Source organism: Cellulomonas humilata (assembly GCF_013359775.1).
GTDB lineage: Bacteria > Actinomycetota > Actinomycetes > Actinomycetales > Cellulomonadaceae > Cellulomonas > Cellulomonas humilata.
In genome coordinates this window covers 13,518-29,352 of record NZ_JABMCI010000052.1, presented here as the reverse complement: position 1 = coordinate 29,352, position 15,835 = coordinate 13,518, and the positions used below count along the sequence as shown (strand labels likewise).

The window sequence follows — 15,835 nt, the reverse complement described above, 5'->3', positions numbered from 1 at the left end:
TTGAACATGTTCAACTTGCCGCATGAGCGACGACACCAGATCCCTCGTGCGGTCCACGGCCCTGCGGCTGTTCCGCGAGCGCGGCTACGCGGCCACCACCATGCGAGCGATCGCGCAGGAGGCCGGGGTGGCCACCGGCAACGCGTACTACCACTTCGCGTCCAAGGACCACCTGGTGCAGGAGCTGTACCTGGACGTCAACCGCGAGCAGACGCAGGCCGCGCGGACGGTGCTGGCGCAGGGCGGTGACCTGGCCACCCGGCTGCGCGGGGTGCTGCTGGCCGGCGTCGATGCCTTCGCGGAGTACCACGCGTTCGGTGGCGAGTTCATCACGGTCGCCATCCGGCCCGGCTCGGCGGCGAGCCCGTTCTCCCCGGAGTCGAGCGAGTCGCGCCAGCTGAGCCAGGCGATCTTCCGCGAGCTCGTGGAGGGTGCGTCGCCCGCGGTGCCCAGCGTCCTGCGCGACGAGCTCCCGGAGCTGCTGTGGCTGGCCCAGCTGGGGGTCACCCTGTTCTGGGTCTACGACGGCTCACCCGGCCAGCGGCGGACGCGGACGCTCATCGAGGGGATCGCGCCGCTGATCGGCCGGTTGGTGCGCCTCTCCCGGCTGCCCGTGCTGCGCGGTGCCGCCGACGACGTGCTGGCGCTGGTGCGGGCGGTACGGGCATGAGCGAGCTGTCGCCGGTCGCGGCGGACGCCGTCCGGGTGGTCGTCGGGCTCGGCACGGTCGTCGTCCTGCCCCTCGGCCTGCGTCTCCTGGGCGACCGGGCGGTCCCACGCTCGGCGTCGCTGATCTGGCCGCTGGTGGGGCTGCTCGCGGCTCTGAGCGTCTGGCTGCCGGTGGGTCCCGTGGCCGTCGCGCTCGCCGTTCCCTTCGCCGCGGCATCCGTGGTCCTGGCCGCCTGCGTGCTGCGGGTGCGGCTCCTGTCCACCGCGGTCGCGCTGGCGACCCCGCTCGTCGGCGCGCTGGCCCTCGTCGCGGAGCGGGCCGGCTGGGGGCTGCTCGGGTTCTCCGGCGACTACCTCGCGCTCACCGTGCCGCACATGCTCTTCGCCGGGTTCGGTGCGTGCCTGGTGGTCGGCCTGCTGGCGCACCTCGCTGTCACCCCGCTGACCCGGGCCGCGGCGACGGCGGCACCGGTCGGCGTCCTGCTGGTGCTCGCCGGGTACTTCGTGTCGGACGCGGCCGAGCTCGTGGGTGCGGTGGTGCTCACCGTCGGGCTCTGGTGCGCGGCGCTCGCCGCCGTCCGGCTGCCCGGCACCGGCCGCGCGCTGCTGCGGGTCGGTGCACTGACGGTCGGCGCCTCGATGCTGCTGGCGCTCTGGTGGGCGGTCGGCGAGGCGACCGGGCTGGCGCACCCGAGCCTGTCGTGGATGGCCGCGACGCACGGGGTGGCCAACGCGCTGGGCTTCGTCCTGTGCACCGTGCTCGGTCTGCGGCTCCGGGGGCCGGTCCCGGAGCCGACCGGGTTGACCTACACCGAGGTCGGCGCGACGCAGGGCGCACCGCTCCCGGCGGGGTACCGGCACCTGCGCGTCCGGCACCTGCTGAGTCCGGGCTCTCGACCCGACGACCTGGCCGTGGTGGGTGACGCGCTGCTGCGCTGGCAGGTCCACGCGGCCGCGGGGATCGAGCTGCGGCACGACGCCGACGAGGCCGCTCCGGGCGTGCGGGTGGCCAGCCGCGTCGGCGTCGGGCCGGTCCGGCTGCACGAGCCGTGCGAGGTGGTCTGGGTGGAGCGCACGGCCGACCGCATCGGGTTCGGCTACGGCACGGTGGCCGGGCACGTGTTCCGCGGGGAGGAGTCGTTCACGGTCGAGCGCGACGCGGCCGGCGACCTCTGGTTCGTCGTCACCGCGTACTCGTTCCCCGACCTCTGGTGGGTGCGCGCGGTCGGCCCGCTCACCGTCGTCGTCCAGCGTGCCTACCTGCGGCTGCTCGCCCGCGGCGCGCGCCGGGTGCTCGCCGCGGACGGGCGCGCGGTCGGGAGCGCCGCGTGAGCGTCCGTGGGCCGAAGGCGATCGCGGCGCTGTGCCTGCGCTGCCTGGCCGTCCTGTCCCTGGTGAACGGGGCTGCGGTCACGGTGTTCCTCCTGACCGACGCAGACTCGCCGTGGGCACGTCAGGCGCCGCAGACCCTCTACTACCTGGTCGTGGCCCTGGTCGTGGCCGCGGTGCTGATCGGGCTGGTCGGCTTCCCGGCGGGCGTGCTGATCGCGCGACTGCTCGAGAAGAGCCGCCGGGAGTGGGTGCACGTGGCGGCCTTCGCGCTCGGCGGGGCAGTCCTGTCGGTCACCTTGTTCGCGATGTTCGGCATCCTGCAGAGCGGCGAGGGCTGGTACACGCTGATCGCCGCGGCCGAGGGCGCCCTCGGGGCGGGTGTCGCCCGGTGGCGGACCGGTCGGGTGCACGCCCGGCAGACGCCATGGACGCAGGAGCAGGGTGCGGCGCTCCCATGGGGAAAGATAACCCCGTGAGCATCGAGACCCCCCTGGTCCTGCGCGGTCGGCTCGTCCTGCCCCGGGGGGTCCTCGACGACGGCGTCGTGGTCGTCGACGGCGCGACCATCGTCTGGGTCGGGCCGGCCGAGCGGCTGCCGCGCGGGTGGGTCCTGCCGGCGGTGGGCGACGCCACGATCCTGCCCGGGCTGGTGGACGTGCACTGCCACGGCGGCGGCGGCGCCAGCTTCCCCGACGCGGTCGACGCCGCGGACGCCCAGCGGGCGGTCGACGAGCACCGGCGGCACGGCACCACGAGCCTCGTCGCGTCGCTGGTCACGGCCACCCCTCAGGTCCTGCTGGCGCAGACCGCGCTGCTCGCCGACCTGGCGGACGCCGGCGAGATCGTCGGCATCCACCTCGAGGGCCCGTTCCTGTCGGCCGACCGGTGCGGTGCGCAGAACCCCGACGACATGCTCGACGGCGACCCCGAGCTGGTCCGAGGGATCGCGGAGGCCGCGCGGGGACACCTGGTGACGATGACGGTGGCGCCGGAGGTGCCGGGCGCGGACGCGGTGCTGGAGGCTCTCGTCGACGCCGGCGCCGTGCCGTCGATCGGGCACACCGACGCCTCCGCCGAGCAGGTCGACGAGGCCGTCGACCGCGCGTTCGACCTGCTCGCCGCACGCTCCAACCGCCGCCTGACCGCCACGCACCTCTTCAACGGCATGCGCCCGCTGCACCACCGCGACCCGGGCCCGGTCGCTGCGTGCCTGGCGGCAGCCGCCCGCGGCGAGCTGGTGGTCGAGCTGATCGCCGACGGCACCCACCTGGCCGACGGCACGGTGCGATCGGTGTTCGACCTGGTGGGCGCGGGCTCGATCGCCCTGGTCACCGACGCCATGGCTGCGGCGGGCATGCCTGACGGGGAGTACCGGCTCGGGCCGATGGCCGTCCGGGTGGCCGACGGGGTGGCGCGGATCGCCGACGAGACGGCGGCGATCGCCGGGGGAGTGGCGCATCTTCTCGACATCGTCCGGAACGTCGTCGCCGCCGGGGTCCCGCTGGAGGACGCCGTGCTCGCGGCGGCGACGGTGCCGGCCGACGTCCTGGGCCGCCGCGACCTCGGTGCGCTCGCCGCGGGCCGTCGAGCCGACCTCGTCGTGACCGACGATGACCTCGCGCCTGTCCGCGTCATGCGCGGGGGCGCCTGGGTCTAGGTGCGGCCCACCACCTCGGCCAGCCGCACCGGGCCGACCAGGACCACGCGCAGGTCGACGACGCCGACCGGCTCGACGGGAACCGCGACGGTCGACCAGTCGTACCGCCCGCCGCCGGGAACCGTCGCCGACCCGACCGTCCGCCACGACCGGCCGTCGCGCACCTCGAGGCGCACGGACCCGCCCACCGCGACGCTCAGCTCGAGACGACCCACGCCCGTCAGGTCGGCGTCCCGGAACACCACCCAGCCGGACCGCCGAGCGCGCGTGACCTCCAGCGCGTCGCCGAGCTCCCGGGTGCGCTCCGCGAACGTGATGTCCTGGCGGTCGTCGTGGTCGATCGCCCGCACCGTGGTGCCGAGCAGGGCGCGCGGCGGGACGGGCTCACCGTCGACGACCAGCTCGGCCACGAGCGGCAGGTCGGCCGACGACGGACCCGCGTGCAGCTCGTACCGGCCGGGTTCGACGACGAATCGCCCGCGCGTGACGTCCCACACCGCGAACGCGTCGGCCGGCACGTCGAGCGCGACGACCGTCGCCTGGCCGGGCTCCAACCGGACCCTGCGGTGCGCGACCAGCCGGCGCTGCGGCACTCGCAGCCGGTGCTCGGGCGCGGCGCCGTAGACCTGCACGAGCTCGTCGACGGGCCGGTCACCGGTGTTCCGGACGGTCACCCGGACGGAGCCCGGGGCCGCGTCGATCGCGTCGTAGGCCACCGACGAGTAGCCGAGCCCGTGCCCGAACGCCCACCGGGCCGGCCGCGACGCGTACCAGTGCGTGAGGCCGCCGCCGATGACGTCGTAGTCGAGCAGGTCGCCGGCATCGGCCTCGGCCTCGGGCCACGCCTGCGCCAGCCGGCCGTACGGCTCCGCGACGCCGGTGAGCACGTCGGCCACGCCGTGACCGAGCTCCTGACCGCCGTGGGCCGTCCACACGACCGCCGCGGCGTCGTCGCCGAGCGCGCCGAGCACGTACGGGTAGGACGAGACGACGACGAGGACCGTCGCCGGGTTGGCCTCGATCACCGCGCGCGCCAGCTCGGCCTGCGACTCCGGCAGGCGCAGGTGCGGACGGTCCTCGGTCTCGCGCCCGAGCAGGTGGGGGTCGTTGCCGACGGCCAGCACGACGACGTCGGCGTCGAGCGCGGCGGCGACCGCGCCGGCCGTCCCGGACCGCACCGTGCGCAGCGTGAACCGCTCGGCGGTCGCGGCCGAGGGTGCGTCGGCGACGAGCACGCCGCCGTCGTGCTGCACGACCACCCACCGGCCGGAACCCGCGTGCTGCAACGAGACCGAGCCGTCGTCGTGCCGGTGCGCACGGAAGCTCTCCTGCGCCACCCAGCCGTGCACGCTCGCGGCGTCGGCGCGCAGGATCCAGCCGCCGCCCGTCCACAGCAGGCCGGTGCCGGCGGCGCGGAGCGTGAGGACGCCCTCGCCCCAGTCGGTGACGTCGTGGTGGGCCGCCGTCGGCGCGATGGCGGTGAGGGTGCCGTCGGCGCCCGCGTCGACGTACGCACCCGTGGTGCGGGACCGCAGCGCGACCGTGTCCGCGCCGGTCACCACCGCGGCGGGCGCGAGGGCGTCGGCGATCGAGACCGTGTACGGGGGGGTGCCGGAGTACCAGTCGACGAGCACCTGGTCGGCGTGCGGACCGATCACGGCCACCCGGGCGCCCGGTCGCAGCGGGAGCACGCCGTCGTTCTCCAGGACGACGACCGCACGCGTGGCGGCCTCCCGGGCGAGGACGCGGCTCGCGGGCAGGTCGAGGTCGTCCGCGGTGGTCGACGCCCACGGGTCGAGGTCGGGGTCGAGCTCGCCCGTGGCCAGCCGGAGCTCGAGCTGGCGCAGGGCGGCGCGGTCGACGTCGGCCTGGTGGAGCAGCCCGCGCTCGAGCGCGGCGGTGAGGTGCGCGAGGGTGCGCGAGGGGTCCGCGTCGTGGTCGGTGAACGAGTCCACGCCGGCCCGGACGGCGGCGGCGGCGGCCTCGACGTGATCGTCGTAGTAGCGCTCGCCGGTGACGAGGTTGGTGGGTGCGCCCGCGTCGGAGACGACGAGAAGCGAGGCCGGCGTCCACCCGCGGAGCTCGTCGAGGAGCTCGCGGGCGACGTGGTTGGGGCGGCCGTTGACCAGGTTGTACGACGGCATCACCGCGCCGACGACGCCGGCCTCGATGGGGCCGCGGAAGGCCGGCAGCTCGTACTCGTGCAGCACGCGCGGGGACAGCTGCGCGCTGGTGACGCTGCGGTCCGTCTCGTTCCCGTACGCCACCAGGTGCTTGAGGGTCGGCACGGTGCGCCAGTACGTCGGGTGGTCGCCGCGCAGCCCGCGGGAGTACGCGGTGGCGAGGTGCGCGGTCAGGTGCGGGTCTTCGGAGTACCCCTCCTCGTTGCGTCCCCAGCGGGGGTGCCGCAGCGGGTTGACCACCGGCGCCCAGACGTTCAGCGAGACGGTCGGGTCGGCCGCGTGCTTGGCGCGGACCTCGGTGCCGACGACCGCTCCGATGCGCTCCAGCAGGTCCGCGTCCCAGGTGGCCGCCAGGCCGACAGGCTGCGGGAACGTCGTCGCGGTGCCGAGCCAGGCGACCCCGTGCAGGCCCTCCGTCCCGGTGCGGAACGGGCCGAGACCGACGCCGGGCACGGGGGCCGCGTGCTGGTGCAGGAGCGCCAGCCGCTCGGCGGGAGCGAGCTGGTCGAGCAGCTGCTGGGCGCGCGCCGCGAAGGGCCGGGCGGGGGGTGTCGGCTCGGGCACGGGATCCTCGTCGTCGAGTGCGGGCGGGTCTGCGGATCGAATCGTTTAGGCAAGCAGATGTCGAACCGATTCGATGATGGTTCGACGGACGCCGAGCGGGCATCCTGCGGCATTCATGGTGCTTGACGGGCCTGTTTGCCGCAAGTGCCGCGTCCGTGACCAGGGGCCTTGCCACTGTCGGGACATAGCCATAGAGTCTCGCCGTCGAACCGCTTCGACGCGATCTCCACGAGGAAGTGAAGGGACGCAGATGAATGCCACGCCTACTTTCGGCCGGCTGGGCGACCATGCGGTCGACCGCCGCCGGTTCCTGGGCCTGATCGCGACGGGTGCGGCCGTCGTCGGGATCCCCGGGTTGCTGACCTCCTGCACCACCGCCCCGGCGCCGTCGTCCACGGCGAACGCCGCCGCCGCCGGCGACGTGATCCCCAAGTACATCCCGGTCACCTACATCGACCCGGACTACCCCAGCGTCAACGGCTCGGTCCCCGGCTTCGAGTCGATCCCCGCCGAGCTGGTGCAGTCCGTGAAGACCGCCCCGGGCACCGGGCTGACCCTCACCGCGATGACGCCGCTGTGGGGCACCATCCCGCCCACCAAGGGCAACAAGTACTACGAGGCCGTGAACGGGCTGCTCGGGTCGGACATCGAGTTCCAGATCACCGACGGCAACGTCTACGGCGACAAGCTGGCCACGGTGCTGGCGTCGGCCAAGGACGTGCCGGACTGGGTCTGCGTCCCCACCTGGAACCTGCCGCCCCGCTTCGGTTCCGAGATCGTCGAGAACGTCTTCCAGGACCTCACGCCGTTCCTCGCGGGCGACAAGGTGACGCCGTACCCGAACCTGGCCAACATCTCCTCGGACGCGTGGAAGTTCTGCGTGTTCAACGGCAAGCTCTACGGCCTGCCGTTCCCCGGCGAGGTCATCACGGACGCGATCTTCTACCGCCGGGACGTCCTCGAGAGCCTGGGCATCACGCCCGACGTCAAGAACGGCCAGGACCTCATCGACCTGGCCGTGGAGCTCACCGGCGGCAACGTCTGGGGCGCCGAGGACCTCTGGAACACCGCGGCGATCATCCACGCCGCCCCGCCGAAGTGGAAGCTCGACGGCGACAAGCTCGTGCACCGCGTGGAGTCCGACGAGTACCGGGCCGCCCTGGAGTGGAACGCCGCGCTGTTCAAGAGCGGCGCCGTCCACCCCGACGCGGTCGCCGACCAGAACGGCGAGGCCAAGTCACGGTTCCAGTCCGGCAAGTCGCTGATCGCGAACGACGGCGTCGGCGGCTGGCACGAGGCCCTGCGCGACAACCTGGCGGCCAACCCCTCCTACTGGCAGCAGCCGTTCGACCCGTTCGCGGCCGACGGCGGCACCCCGGTGCTCTGGAAGGGCAACCCGGCGAACATCTTCTCGTTCCTGAAGAAGACGGACGACGAGGCCAAGATCACGGAGCTCCTCGCGCTGGCCAACGTGCTCGCGGCGCCCTACGGCACCACCGAGTACGACACGATCAACAACGGCGTCGAGGGCGTGCACTACACGCGTGGCGACGACGGCCTGCCCGTGCCCACCGAGCTGGCGGCCACCGAGCTCCAGCCGACGTACATCTTCCTGGTGGACCCGCCCATCTCGGAGACCCACGTGCAGTACCCGGGCTACGTCAAGGCGGCCTCGGAGTGGAAGGCGAACGCGGCGCAGTACGCGACCGACCCGCTGTTCTACGCCCAGCAGATCGTCGAGCCGCAGCAGTACGCGTCGATCGGGCAGCCGTTCGTCGACCTGGAGAAGGACATCTCCCGCGGCCGCAAGAGCATGGACGACCTCGACGCGGCCATCGAGACGTGGCGGAGCTCCGGTGGCGAGGAGCTGCGGGCGTTCTACCAGGACATCCTGGACAGCCAGAGCTGATGTCCTTGCCCGAGCTGGTCCGGCGCCGCCTTCCGGATTCTCCGAAGAAGGCGGCGCCGCCGGCGCCCGTCCCCACCCGCAAGATCGGCTGGCGGGTGCGCCTCAAGCGCGACCGGTCGCTGCTGCTCATGGTGTCGCCGGCGATCCTGCTGCTCGCGGTGTTCGCGTACGTCCCGATGCTGGGCAACGTCATCGCGTGGCAGAGCTACTCGCCGTACACGGGGTTCCTGCGCAGCCCGTACGTCGGCTGGGTCAACTTCGAGCGCGTGTTCACCAACCCGCTGTTCGTGACCGCGGTCGAGAACACGCTGATCATCACCGCGTTCCAGCTGGTGTTCTTCTTCCCGATCCCGATCCTGCTGGCGCTCCTGCTCAACAGCGTCGTCACCCCGCGGCTGCGCACGACCATCCAGTCGATCGTCTACCTGCCCCACTTCTTCTCGTGGGTGCTCGTGGTGACCTTGTTCCAGCAGATCTTCGGCGGCGCCGGGCTGATCAACCAGACGCTGCGCGACCACGGCCTCGCCGCCGGGTTCGACATGATGACCAACCCCGACACGTTCCTGGTGCTGATCACCATGCAGTCGGTGTGGAAGGACGCGGGCTGGGGGATCATCATCTTCCTGGCCGCCCTGAGCACCGTGCCGCCCGAGCAGTACGAGGCGGCTGCGGTGGACGGGGCCAACCGGTGGCGGCGCATGTGGCACATCTCGTTGCCCGCGCTGCGGCCCGTCATCATCCTGCTGCTCATCCTGCGGCTCGGCGACGCGCTGACCGTCGGGTTCGAGCAGCTGATCCTCCAGCGCGGGGCCGTGGGCGCCGACGTCGCGGAGGTCATCGACACCTACGTCTACTACCAGGGTGTCGTCTACGGGGACTGGAGCTTCGCCGCAGCGGCGGGCCTGGTCAAGGGTGTCGTCAGCCTCGGCCTCGTGCTGGGGGCGAACAAGCTGGCGCACGTGTTCGGCGAGTCGGGGGTGTACAAGCGCGCATGAGTACTCAGACAACACAGACCTCCGTACCGGTGCTGCGGCGTCAGCGCCGATCGAAGCACCGCCCGGCCTGGGAGGGGCGGCCCTCGGTCGGGGGCCAGACCCTCAAGGTCATCGTGCTCGCGTGCGTCGTCCTGGCGGTCATCTTCCCGCTGTACACCGTCATCCTCACCAGCCTGTCGACGCAGGCCGAGACCATCCGCGTCGGTGGCCTGGTCACCGTCCCGGGCGAGCTGACGATCAACGCCTACACGCAGATCCTCAACGGCGGCATCGTCACGCGCGCCGCGCTGGTGAGCACGTTCGTCACCATCGTCGGCACCATCCTGTCCACCACCGTCTCGGTCATGGGCGCGTACGGGCTGTCGCGGCCGGGCTCGTTCGCCCACCGCCCCATCCTGTTCGTCTTCCTCATCACGATGTTCTTCGGCGCGGGGCTCATCCCCACGTACCTGCTGGTGAGCTCGCTCGGGCTCATCGACAGCTACTGGGCGCTGATCCTGCCGGGGGCCGTCTCGGCGTTCAACGTGCTCATCCTGCGCAACTTCTTCATGGGCATCGACATCTCGATCCTCGACGCGGCCCGCATCGACGGGGCCGGTGACTGGCGCATCCTGGGCCGGATCGTCCTGCCGATGTCGCGGGCGGTCGTCGCGGTGGTGGCGCTGTTCTACGGCGTCGGGTACTGGAACGCGTTCTTCAACGCGATCCTCTACATCAACGACAACGCCAAGTGGCCGCTCCAGCTGGTCCTGCGCTCGTACGTGCTCCAGGGCGTCACGCTCCCCGGCAGCGGCGTGGGCCAGGTGGACGTCGCGACCGGTGCGGTCACGGGCCTGCCGATCAAGATGGCGGTGATGGTCCTCGCGATCGTGCCGATCCTCGTCGTGTACCCGTTCGTGCAGCGACACTTCACCAAGGGCGTGATCTTCGGCGCGATCAAGGGGTGACGTGACGTCTTTCGAGGCGCTGACGCGCGAGCGCGGGATCCTCTACGGCGGCGACTACAACCCGGAGCAGTGGGCTCCGCAGGTGTGGCGCGAGGACGTGGCGCTCATGCGCGAGGCCGGCGTGAACCTGGTGACGGTCGGCGTGTTCTCGTGGGCGACGCTCGAGCCGAGCCCGGGCGACTTCCGGTGGGACTGGCTCGACGAGGTGCTCGACCTGCTGCACGCGGGCGGGATCGCCGTCGACCTGGCCACCCCGTCGGCGTCACCCCCGCCGTGGCTGGCCCGGCTGGACCCCACCACGTCCGCGGTCGACGCGGCGGGCGTGCGGATGAGCGTCGGGTCGCGCAACCATTTCTGTCCCGGCTCGGCGGTGTACCGCGAGCGGGTGGCGGCGGTGGTCACCGCCTTGGTCGCGCGGTACGCCGAGCACCCGGCGGTCGCCCTGTGGCACGTGGGCAACGAGTTCGGGCAGGCGTGCTTTTGCGACCTCTGCGCGGACCGGTTCCGCACCTGGCTGGAGGCCCGGCACGGTGACCTCGACGCGCTGAACCGCGCCTGGGGGACCGCGTTCTGGAGCCAGCGGTACGACGACTGGCAGGAGGTCGTGCCGCCGCGGGCTGTGCCGTACGTGCACAACCCGGCGCAGCTGCTCGACTTCCGGCGGTTCACGTCCGACCAGCTCCGGGACGTGTACCGCCTCCAGGCCTCGGTGATCCGCTCGTCCTCGGGCGCCCCCGTGACGACGAACGCGATGGGCTTCTTCCCGCTGGTCGACCAGTTCTCCTGGGCCGACGACCTCGACGTCGTCGCCGACGACCACTACACCGATCCCGGCGACCCGTCGGCGCGGGCCCGTGCCGCTCTCACGCACGACCTCACCCGCGGGGTGGGCGGGGGTCGGCCGTGGGCACTGCTCGAGCAGGCCGCGGGCGCGGTGAGCTGGCGCCCGCACAACCTGCCGAAGCCCGCCGGCGGGATGCTCCGGGACTCGCTGCGCGCGGTGGCGCACGGGGCCGACGCGGTCTGCTACTTCCAGTGGCGCGCCTCGACCTCCGGCTCCGAGCGCTTCCACTCGGCGATGCTCCCGCACGCCGGTGCGGACACGGACCTGCACCGGGACGTCCGCGAGCAGGGCCGGCTGCTCGCGCGCCTTCGCCCGGTGGTCGGCACGACGGTCGACGCCCGGGTGGCGCTCGTCTTCGACTGGCCCTCGCTGTGGGCGGCCGAGTCCGACTCGTTGCCGAGCACCCGGCTGACCGTGCCCGACCAGCTCGCGGCCTATCACGAGCCGTTCTGGCGGGCGGGGATCGCCACCGACATCGTCCCGCCCGGCGCCGACCTGGACCGCTACGACCTGGTGGTCGTCCCGCTGCTGCACCTGGTGTCCGACGCCGACGCGGCCAACCTGGCCCGCGTCGCGGAGCGCGGGGGCGTCCTGCTCGTCGGGCCGTTCAGTGGGATCTCCGACGAGGACCAGCGGGTCCGCTCGGGCCGGTTCCCCGTGCCGTGGGCGCACGTGCTCGGCGTCTCGGGCGAGCAGCACCGACCGCTGCCTCCCGAGGGCGTCGAGGTGCGTTCCGCGCGCTACGGCACGTTCACCGGGACCGTGTGGTCGGAGCACCTGGCGGCCGACGGCGCCGAGGTGCTGGCCACCTACGCGGGGTCGGGCCTGACCGGGAGGCCGGCCGTGCTGCGGAACGGCACCGCCTGGTACGTCTCGACCGTGCCGACCGCGGACGTCCTGCGCGCGATCGTGGCCGACTGCCTCGACGCGGCGGGCGTCGAGCCGCCCCTGGCGACCGTCCCCGACGGCATCGAGGTGGCCCGCCGCGGGGAGCTGCTCTTCGTCCTCAACCACGGCGACACCGCGGCGGTGCTGCCCGGGGACGGCGTGGACCTGCTGACCGGCGCACCGGTGGTCGGAGAGCTGCACCTCCCCGCCGGCGGTGCCGCGGTGCTAGCTGCGCGGGGGAGCGGTGCTGGTCCGGGTGGTCAGGACGGGAGCGAGGAGGCGGGTCTCGGCCGGCTGCTCCCCGGTGAGCCGACCGATCGCCATGTCGACCGCGACGGCGCCGATGGTGTGCGCGGGGATGTCGACCGCGGTCAGGGGCTGGGTCTGGCCGAGGGCCACGTCCTCGGGGCACACGGCCACGACCGAGATGTCTCCGGGGACGTCCTTGCCGTGCGCCCGCAGGGTCTCCAGCACGGCGGGCAGCGCGACCTCGTTGTGCACGATGACCGCGGTCACGTCCGGCAGCGCGGCGAGCACCTGGTCGACGGCCTCGACGGCGCCGGCGTGCGACGACTCGCAGGTCTCGAACACGGCGTCGAGGCCCAGCCGGGTGGCCTCCTGCGTGAAGCCGCGGACCAGGCGTGCCGCGTAGGTGGTGCGCCGGCTGAGCACCGCGCGCGGGGAGCCGATCAGCGCGATCTGCCGGTGACCGAGACCGGCCAGGTGGTCGACGGCCACCCGGCCCACGGCCTCGAAGTCCAGGTCGACGCAGGAGAACCCGGTGGCGTCGCGGGGCAGGCCGATCAGGACCGCGGGCTGCTTCTGTCGGCGCAGGATGGCCAGCCGGGGGTCCTCGGCCTCGACGTCCATCATCAGCACGGCGTCGACCATGGAGCCGGCCGCGACCCGCTCGATGCCCTCGTGGTCGTCCTGGGTGAGCAGCAGGACGTCGTGCTTGTAGGACTGGGCGCGCGTGACGACGCCGGTGACGAACTGCATGATCACGCCGACGTTGACGTCGACGCGCAGCGGCGCCATGAGCGCCAGCACCTGAGTGCGCTGGGAGGCGAGCGCGCGCGCTCCCGCGTGCGGCCGGTAGTCGAGCTCGCGGACGGCCCTCTCCACCCGCGCGCGGGTCTCGGCGGAGATGGGCCGCTTCCCGGAGAACGTGTAGGACACGGTGGAGACGGAGACCCCCGCCATCCGCGCCACGTCGTCGATCGTCGCCACCACGCCATCCCCTCGTCGGCACCTGCCGGGCCCACCCTAGCGAGTCGAACCGCCGTCGAAACAGCGGTCTGTCCCGACCCATTCTGGACACCGTTCCCGCAGCCACCTAACGTAATCTCGGCATCGAAACGCTTCGATGCCGACGACACCCGATCCCTCCACGCGAAGGCGCCACGATGAAGTTCACGGACGGCTACTGGCAGCACCTCCCCGGTGTGACGGTCCTGCGACCGCGCGAGGTGGCGGACGTCGTGGTGGGCGAGGACTCGCTCACCGTGTACGCCTCGACGGTGCCCCTGACGTCGCGCGGCGACACCCTCAACCGGGCGCTGGTCACCGTCTCGTTCCACAGCCCGATGGACGACGTGATCGGCGTGCGGATCGAGCACCACCGCGGGGGAGCCGACCGCGGGCCCTCGTTCGCACTGTCCCGCTCCGCGGCGGACGTCAAGGTGGTCGAGGCGGACGACTCCGCCGACGGCGTCGCGACCTTCCGGTCGGGTGCCCTCACGGCACGGGTCTCGACCCGCGGCGCGTGGAACGTCGAGTTCGAGGCCGACGGCCGGGTCCTCACGTCCTCGACCCCGCGCTCGGTCGGCGTCGTCACCGACGCCCGCGGCGACGCGTACGTGCACGAGCAGCTCAGCCTGGGCGTCCGCGAGCACGTCTACGGCCTGGGCGAGCGGTTCGGCGCGTTCGTGAAGAACGGCCAGTCCGTCGACATCTGGAACGAGGACGGCGGTACGGCCAGCGAGCAGGCGTACAAGAACGTGCCGTTCTACCTGTCCGACGCGGGCTACGGCGTGTTCGTCGACCACCCCGGGCGGGTGTCGTTCGAGGTCGGGTCCGAGGCGGTCTCGCGCACCCAGTTCTCGGTGCCGGGGGAGTCGCTGGAGTACTACGTCATCCACGGGCCGACGCCCAAGGACGTCCTGCGGCGCTACACGGCGCTCACGGGGCGCCCGGCGCAGGTGCCGGCGTGGTCGTACGGCCTGTGGCTGTCCACCTCGTTCACCACGCAGTACGACGAGGCGACCGTGATGTCCTTCGTCGACGGCATGGCCGAGCGCGGGCTCCCGCTGAGCGTCTTCCACTTCGACTGCTTCTGGATGCGGGCGTACCACTGGACCGACTTCACGTGGGACCCGGCGACGTTCCCGGACCCGGAGGGCCTGCTCACCCGCCTGCACGCCAAGGGCCTCAAGGTCTGCGTCTGGATCAACCCGTACATCGCGCAGCGGTCCGCCCTGTTCGACGAGGGCCGCGCCGCGGGCTACCTGGTGACGCGCGCGGACGGCTCGGTCTGGCAGACGGACCAGTGGCAGTCCGGCATGGGGCTCGTCGACTTCACCAACCCGGACGCGGTGGCCTGGTACCAGGGCTACCTGCGCCGGCTGCTGGTGCAGGGGGTCGACGCCTTCAAGACCGACTTCGGCGAGCGCATCCCCACGGACGTGGTCTGGCACGACGGCTCCGACCCGGAGCGTATGCACAACCACTACACGCACCTGTACAACCGCGCGGTGTTCGACGTGCTCGAGGCCGAGCGCGGCGAGGGGGAAGCCGTCCTGTTCGCGCGGTCGGCCACCGCGGGCGGGCAGCAGTTCCCGGTGCACTGGGGTGGCGACAGCGAGTCGACCTTCGTGTCCATGGCGGAGACCCTGCGCGGCGGACTGTCGCTGGCGTCGTCGGGCTTCGGGTTCTGGAGCCACGACATCGGCGGCTTCGAGGGGGTCCCCGACGCGGCGGTGTTCAAGCGCTGGCTGGCGTTCGGGCTGCTCTCGTCGCACAGCCGCCTGCACGGCTCGGACTCCTACCGGGTGCCGTGGGCGTTCGACGAGGAGGCGGTGGACGTCACGCGGCTGTTCACGCGGCTCAAGCTCTCTCTCATGCCGTACCTCGCCCGGCTCGGCCAGGACGCGCACGCCACCGGGGTGCCGATGATGCGGCCGATGGTGCTGGAGTTCCCGGACGACCCGGGCGCGGCGACGGTCGACACCCAGTACATGCTCGGCGAGAACCTGCTGGTGGCGCCGGTGTTCACCGCGGACGGGACCGTGGACGTCTACGTGCCCGAGGGCACCTGGACCTCGCTGCTGTCGGGCGAGCAGGTCGCCGGTCCGCGCTGGGTGCGCGAGCGGCACGACTACTCGTCGATCCCGCTGTACGTGCGGCCGGACTCGGTGCTGCCCGTGGGCGCACGCTCCGACCGGCCGGACTACACCTGGGCCGACGGCGTGACGCTGCACCTGGTGGAGCTGGCGGACGGCCACCGGTCGACGACCACCGTGCCGTCGCCCGACGGCGGGGAGCCGACGCGGTTCGTGGTGCGTCGCGACGGCGACGCCGTCCGCGTCGAGGCGCGAGGTGCGGTCGGGCCGTGGAGCGTGCAGACCGGGTTCGCCGGTGCTGCGGTGACCGCGGAGGGCGCGATCGTCGAGCTGACCCTCTGAGGCGCCCGCTCTCGCCACCCCCCGGACGGGGGTGGCGAGAGCGTTCCCACGGCGTGTATCGTATCGATTCGACAATCTCGTACGAGGCCATGGACCGGTCGGCGCAGTCGCAGGACCAGACGTCCCGGCCCGCCTGCGGAGCAGGCACCAGACCTCCGACCCGT

At 72.7% G+C, this 15,835-nt stretch carries 10 protein-coding genes and 1 pseudogene; 9 read left to right on the top strand and 2 right to left on the bottom strand.

The genetic code is table 11. The features are described 5' to 3' along the window. The first annotated feature begins 22 nt into the window (after positions 1 to 22). From HP550_RS04465 to HP550_RS04450, 4 genes are read left to right on the top strand one after another with little or no spacing between them, the layout of a single operon-like run. Positions 23 to 670, top strand: a complete 648-nt coding sequence (locus HP550_RS04465) for a TetR/AcrR family transcriptional regulator (protein WP_175346389.1) — start codon at positions 23 to 25, stop codon at positions 668 to 670. Beyond that, a complete protein-coding gene (locus HP550_RS04460) occupies positions 667 to 2,001 on the top strand; it encodes a YndJ family transporter (RefSeq protein WP_175346388.1) in 1,335 nt (444 codons plus the stop codon). The genes HP550_RS04465 and HP550_RS04460 overlap by 4 nt, the downstream gene beginning before the upstream one ends. Further along, on the top strand, positions 1,998 to 2,477 hold the full coding sequence (locus tag HP550_RS04455) for a hypothetical protein (RefSeq protein WP_175346387.1): 480 nt from the start codon (positions 1,998 to 2,000) through the stop codon (positions 2,475 to 2,477). Before HP550_RS04460 ends, HP550_RS04455 begins: the two co-directional genes overlap by 4 nt. Next, positions 2,456 to 3,658, top strand: coding sequence for an N-acetylglucosamine-6-phosphate deacetylase (locus HP550_RS04450; protein ID WP_175346386.1), 1,203 nt, complete (start codon positions 2,456 to 2,458; stop codon positions 3,656 to 3,658). The genes HP550_RS04455 and HP550_RS04450 overlap by 22 nt, the downstream gene beginning before the upstream one ends. Here HP550_RS04450 and HP550_RS04445 read toward each other — a convergent pair. Continuing rightward, complete coding sequence (locus tag HP550_RS04445) at positions 3,655 to 6,405, bottom strand: glycoside hydrolase family 3 C-terminal domain-containing protein (protein ID WP_175346385.1); 2,751 nt, start codon at positions 6,403 to 6,405, stop codon at positions 3,655 to 3,657. The genes HP550_RS04450 and HP550_RS04445 overlap by 4 nt on opposite strands. Before the next feature lie 250 nt (positions 6,406 to 6,655). Here HP550_RS04445 and HP550_RS04440 point away from each other — a divergent pair, with 250 nt between their 5' ends. The 4 genes and pseudogenes from HP550_RS04440 to HP550_RS04425 all read left to right on the top strand — a co-directional run. Continuing rightward, entirely contained in the window at positions 6,656 to 8,314 is a 1,659-nt protein-coding gene (locus tag HP550_RS04440) for a type 2 periplasmic-binding domain-containing protein (RefSeq protein ID WP_175346384.1), read from the top strand. Next, entirely contained in the window at positions 8,314 to 9,309 is a 996-nt protein-coding gene (locus HP550_RS04435; RefSeq protein ID WP_175346383.1) for an ABC transporter permease, read from the top strand. Before HP550_RS04440 ends, HP550_RS04435 begins: the two co-directional genes overlap by 1 nt. Further along, positions 9,306 to 10,256, top strand: coding sequence for a carbohydrate ABC transporter permease (locus tag HP550_RS04430; protein ID WP_175346382.1), 951 nt, complete (start codon positions 9,306 to 9,308; stop codon positions 10,254 to 10,256). Before HP550_RS04435 ends, HP550_RS04430 begins: the two co-directional genes overlap by 4 nt. 1 nt (position 10,257) lies before the next feature. After that, positions 10,258 to 12,204: pseudogene (locus HP550_RS04425) on the top strand (beta-galactosidase); the annotation flags it as partial. A 9-nt stretch (positions 12,205 to 12,213) separates the two neighbouring features. On the opposite strand, the gene HP550_RS04420 reads toward HP550_RS04425, so the two are convergent. After that, positions 12,214 to 13,191: a LacI family DNA-binding transcriptional regulator gene (locus tag HP550_RS04420; protein WP_210767670.1), complete on the bottom strand. Its 978-nt coding sequence runs from the start codon at positions 13,189 to 13,191 to the stop codon at positions 12,214 to 12,216. 203 nt (positions 13,192 to 13,394) lie between these two features. Here HP550_RS04420 and yicI point away from each other — a divergent pair, with 203 nt between their 5' ends. Next, the gene (gene yicI, locus HP550_RS04415) at positions 13,395 to 15,671 is read left to right on the top strand and encodes an alpha-xylosidase (protein ID WP_175346381.1); all 2,277 of its coding nucleotides are present in this window, start codon (positions 13,395 to 13,397) and stop codon (positions 15,669 to 15,671) included. Positions 15,672 to 15,835 lie beyond the last annotated feature (164 nt).

Coding starts and splice junctions, on each gene's coding strand:
- HP550_RS04465 (WP_175346389.1), top strand. CDS start 23: ATGAGCGACGACACCAGATCCCTCGTGCGGTCCACGGCCCTGCGGCTG.
- HP550_RS04460 (WP_175346388.1), top strand. CDS start 667: ATGAGCGAGCTGTCGCCGGTCGCGGCGGACGCCGTCCGGGTGGTCGTC.
- HP550_RS04450 (WP_175346386.1), top strand. CDS start 2,456: ATGGGGAAAGATAACCCCGTGAGCATCGAGACCCCCCTGGTCCTGCGC.
- HP550_RS04440 (WP_175346384.1), top strand. CDS start 6,656: ATGAATGCCACGCCTACTTTCGGCCGGCTGGGCGACCATGCGGTCGAC.
- HP550_RS04435 (WP_175346383.1), top strand. CDS start 8,314: ATGTCCTTGCCCGAGCTGGTCCGGCGCCGCCTTCCGGATTCTCCGAAG.
- HP550_RS04430 (WP_175346382.1), top strand. CDS start 9,306: ATGAGTACTCAGACAACACAGACCTCCGTACCGGTGCTGCGGCGTCAG.
- HP550_RS04420 (WP_210767670.1), bottom strand. CDS start 13,191: ATGGCGGGGGTCTCCGTCTCCACCGTGTCCTACACGTTCTCCGGGAAG.
- yicI (WP_175346381.1), top strand. CDS start 13,395: ATGAAGTTCACGGACGGCTACTGGCAGCACCTCCCCGGTGTGACGGTC.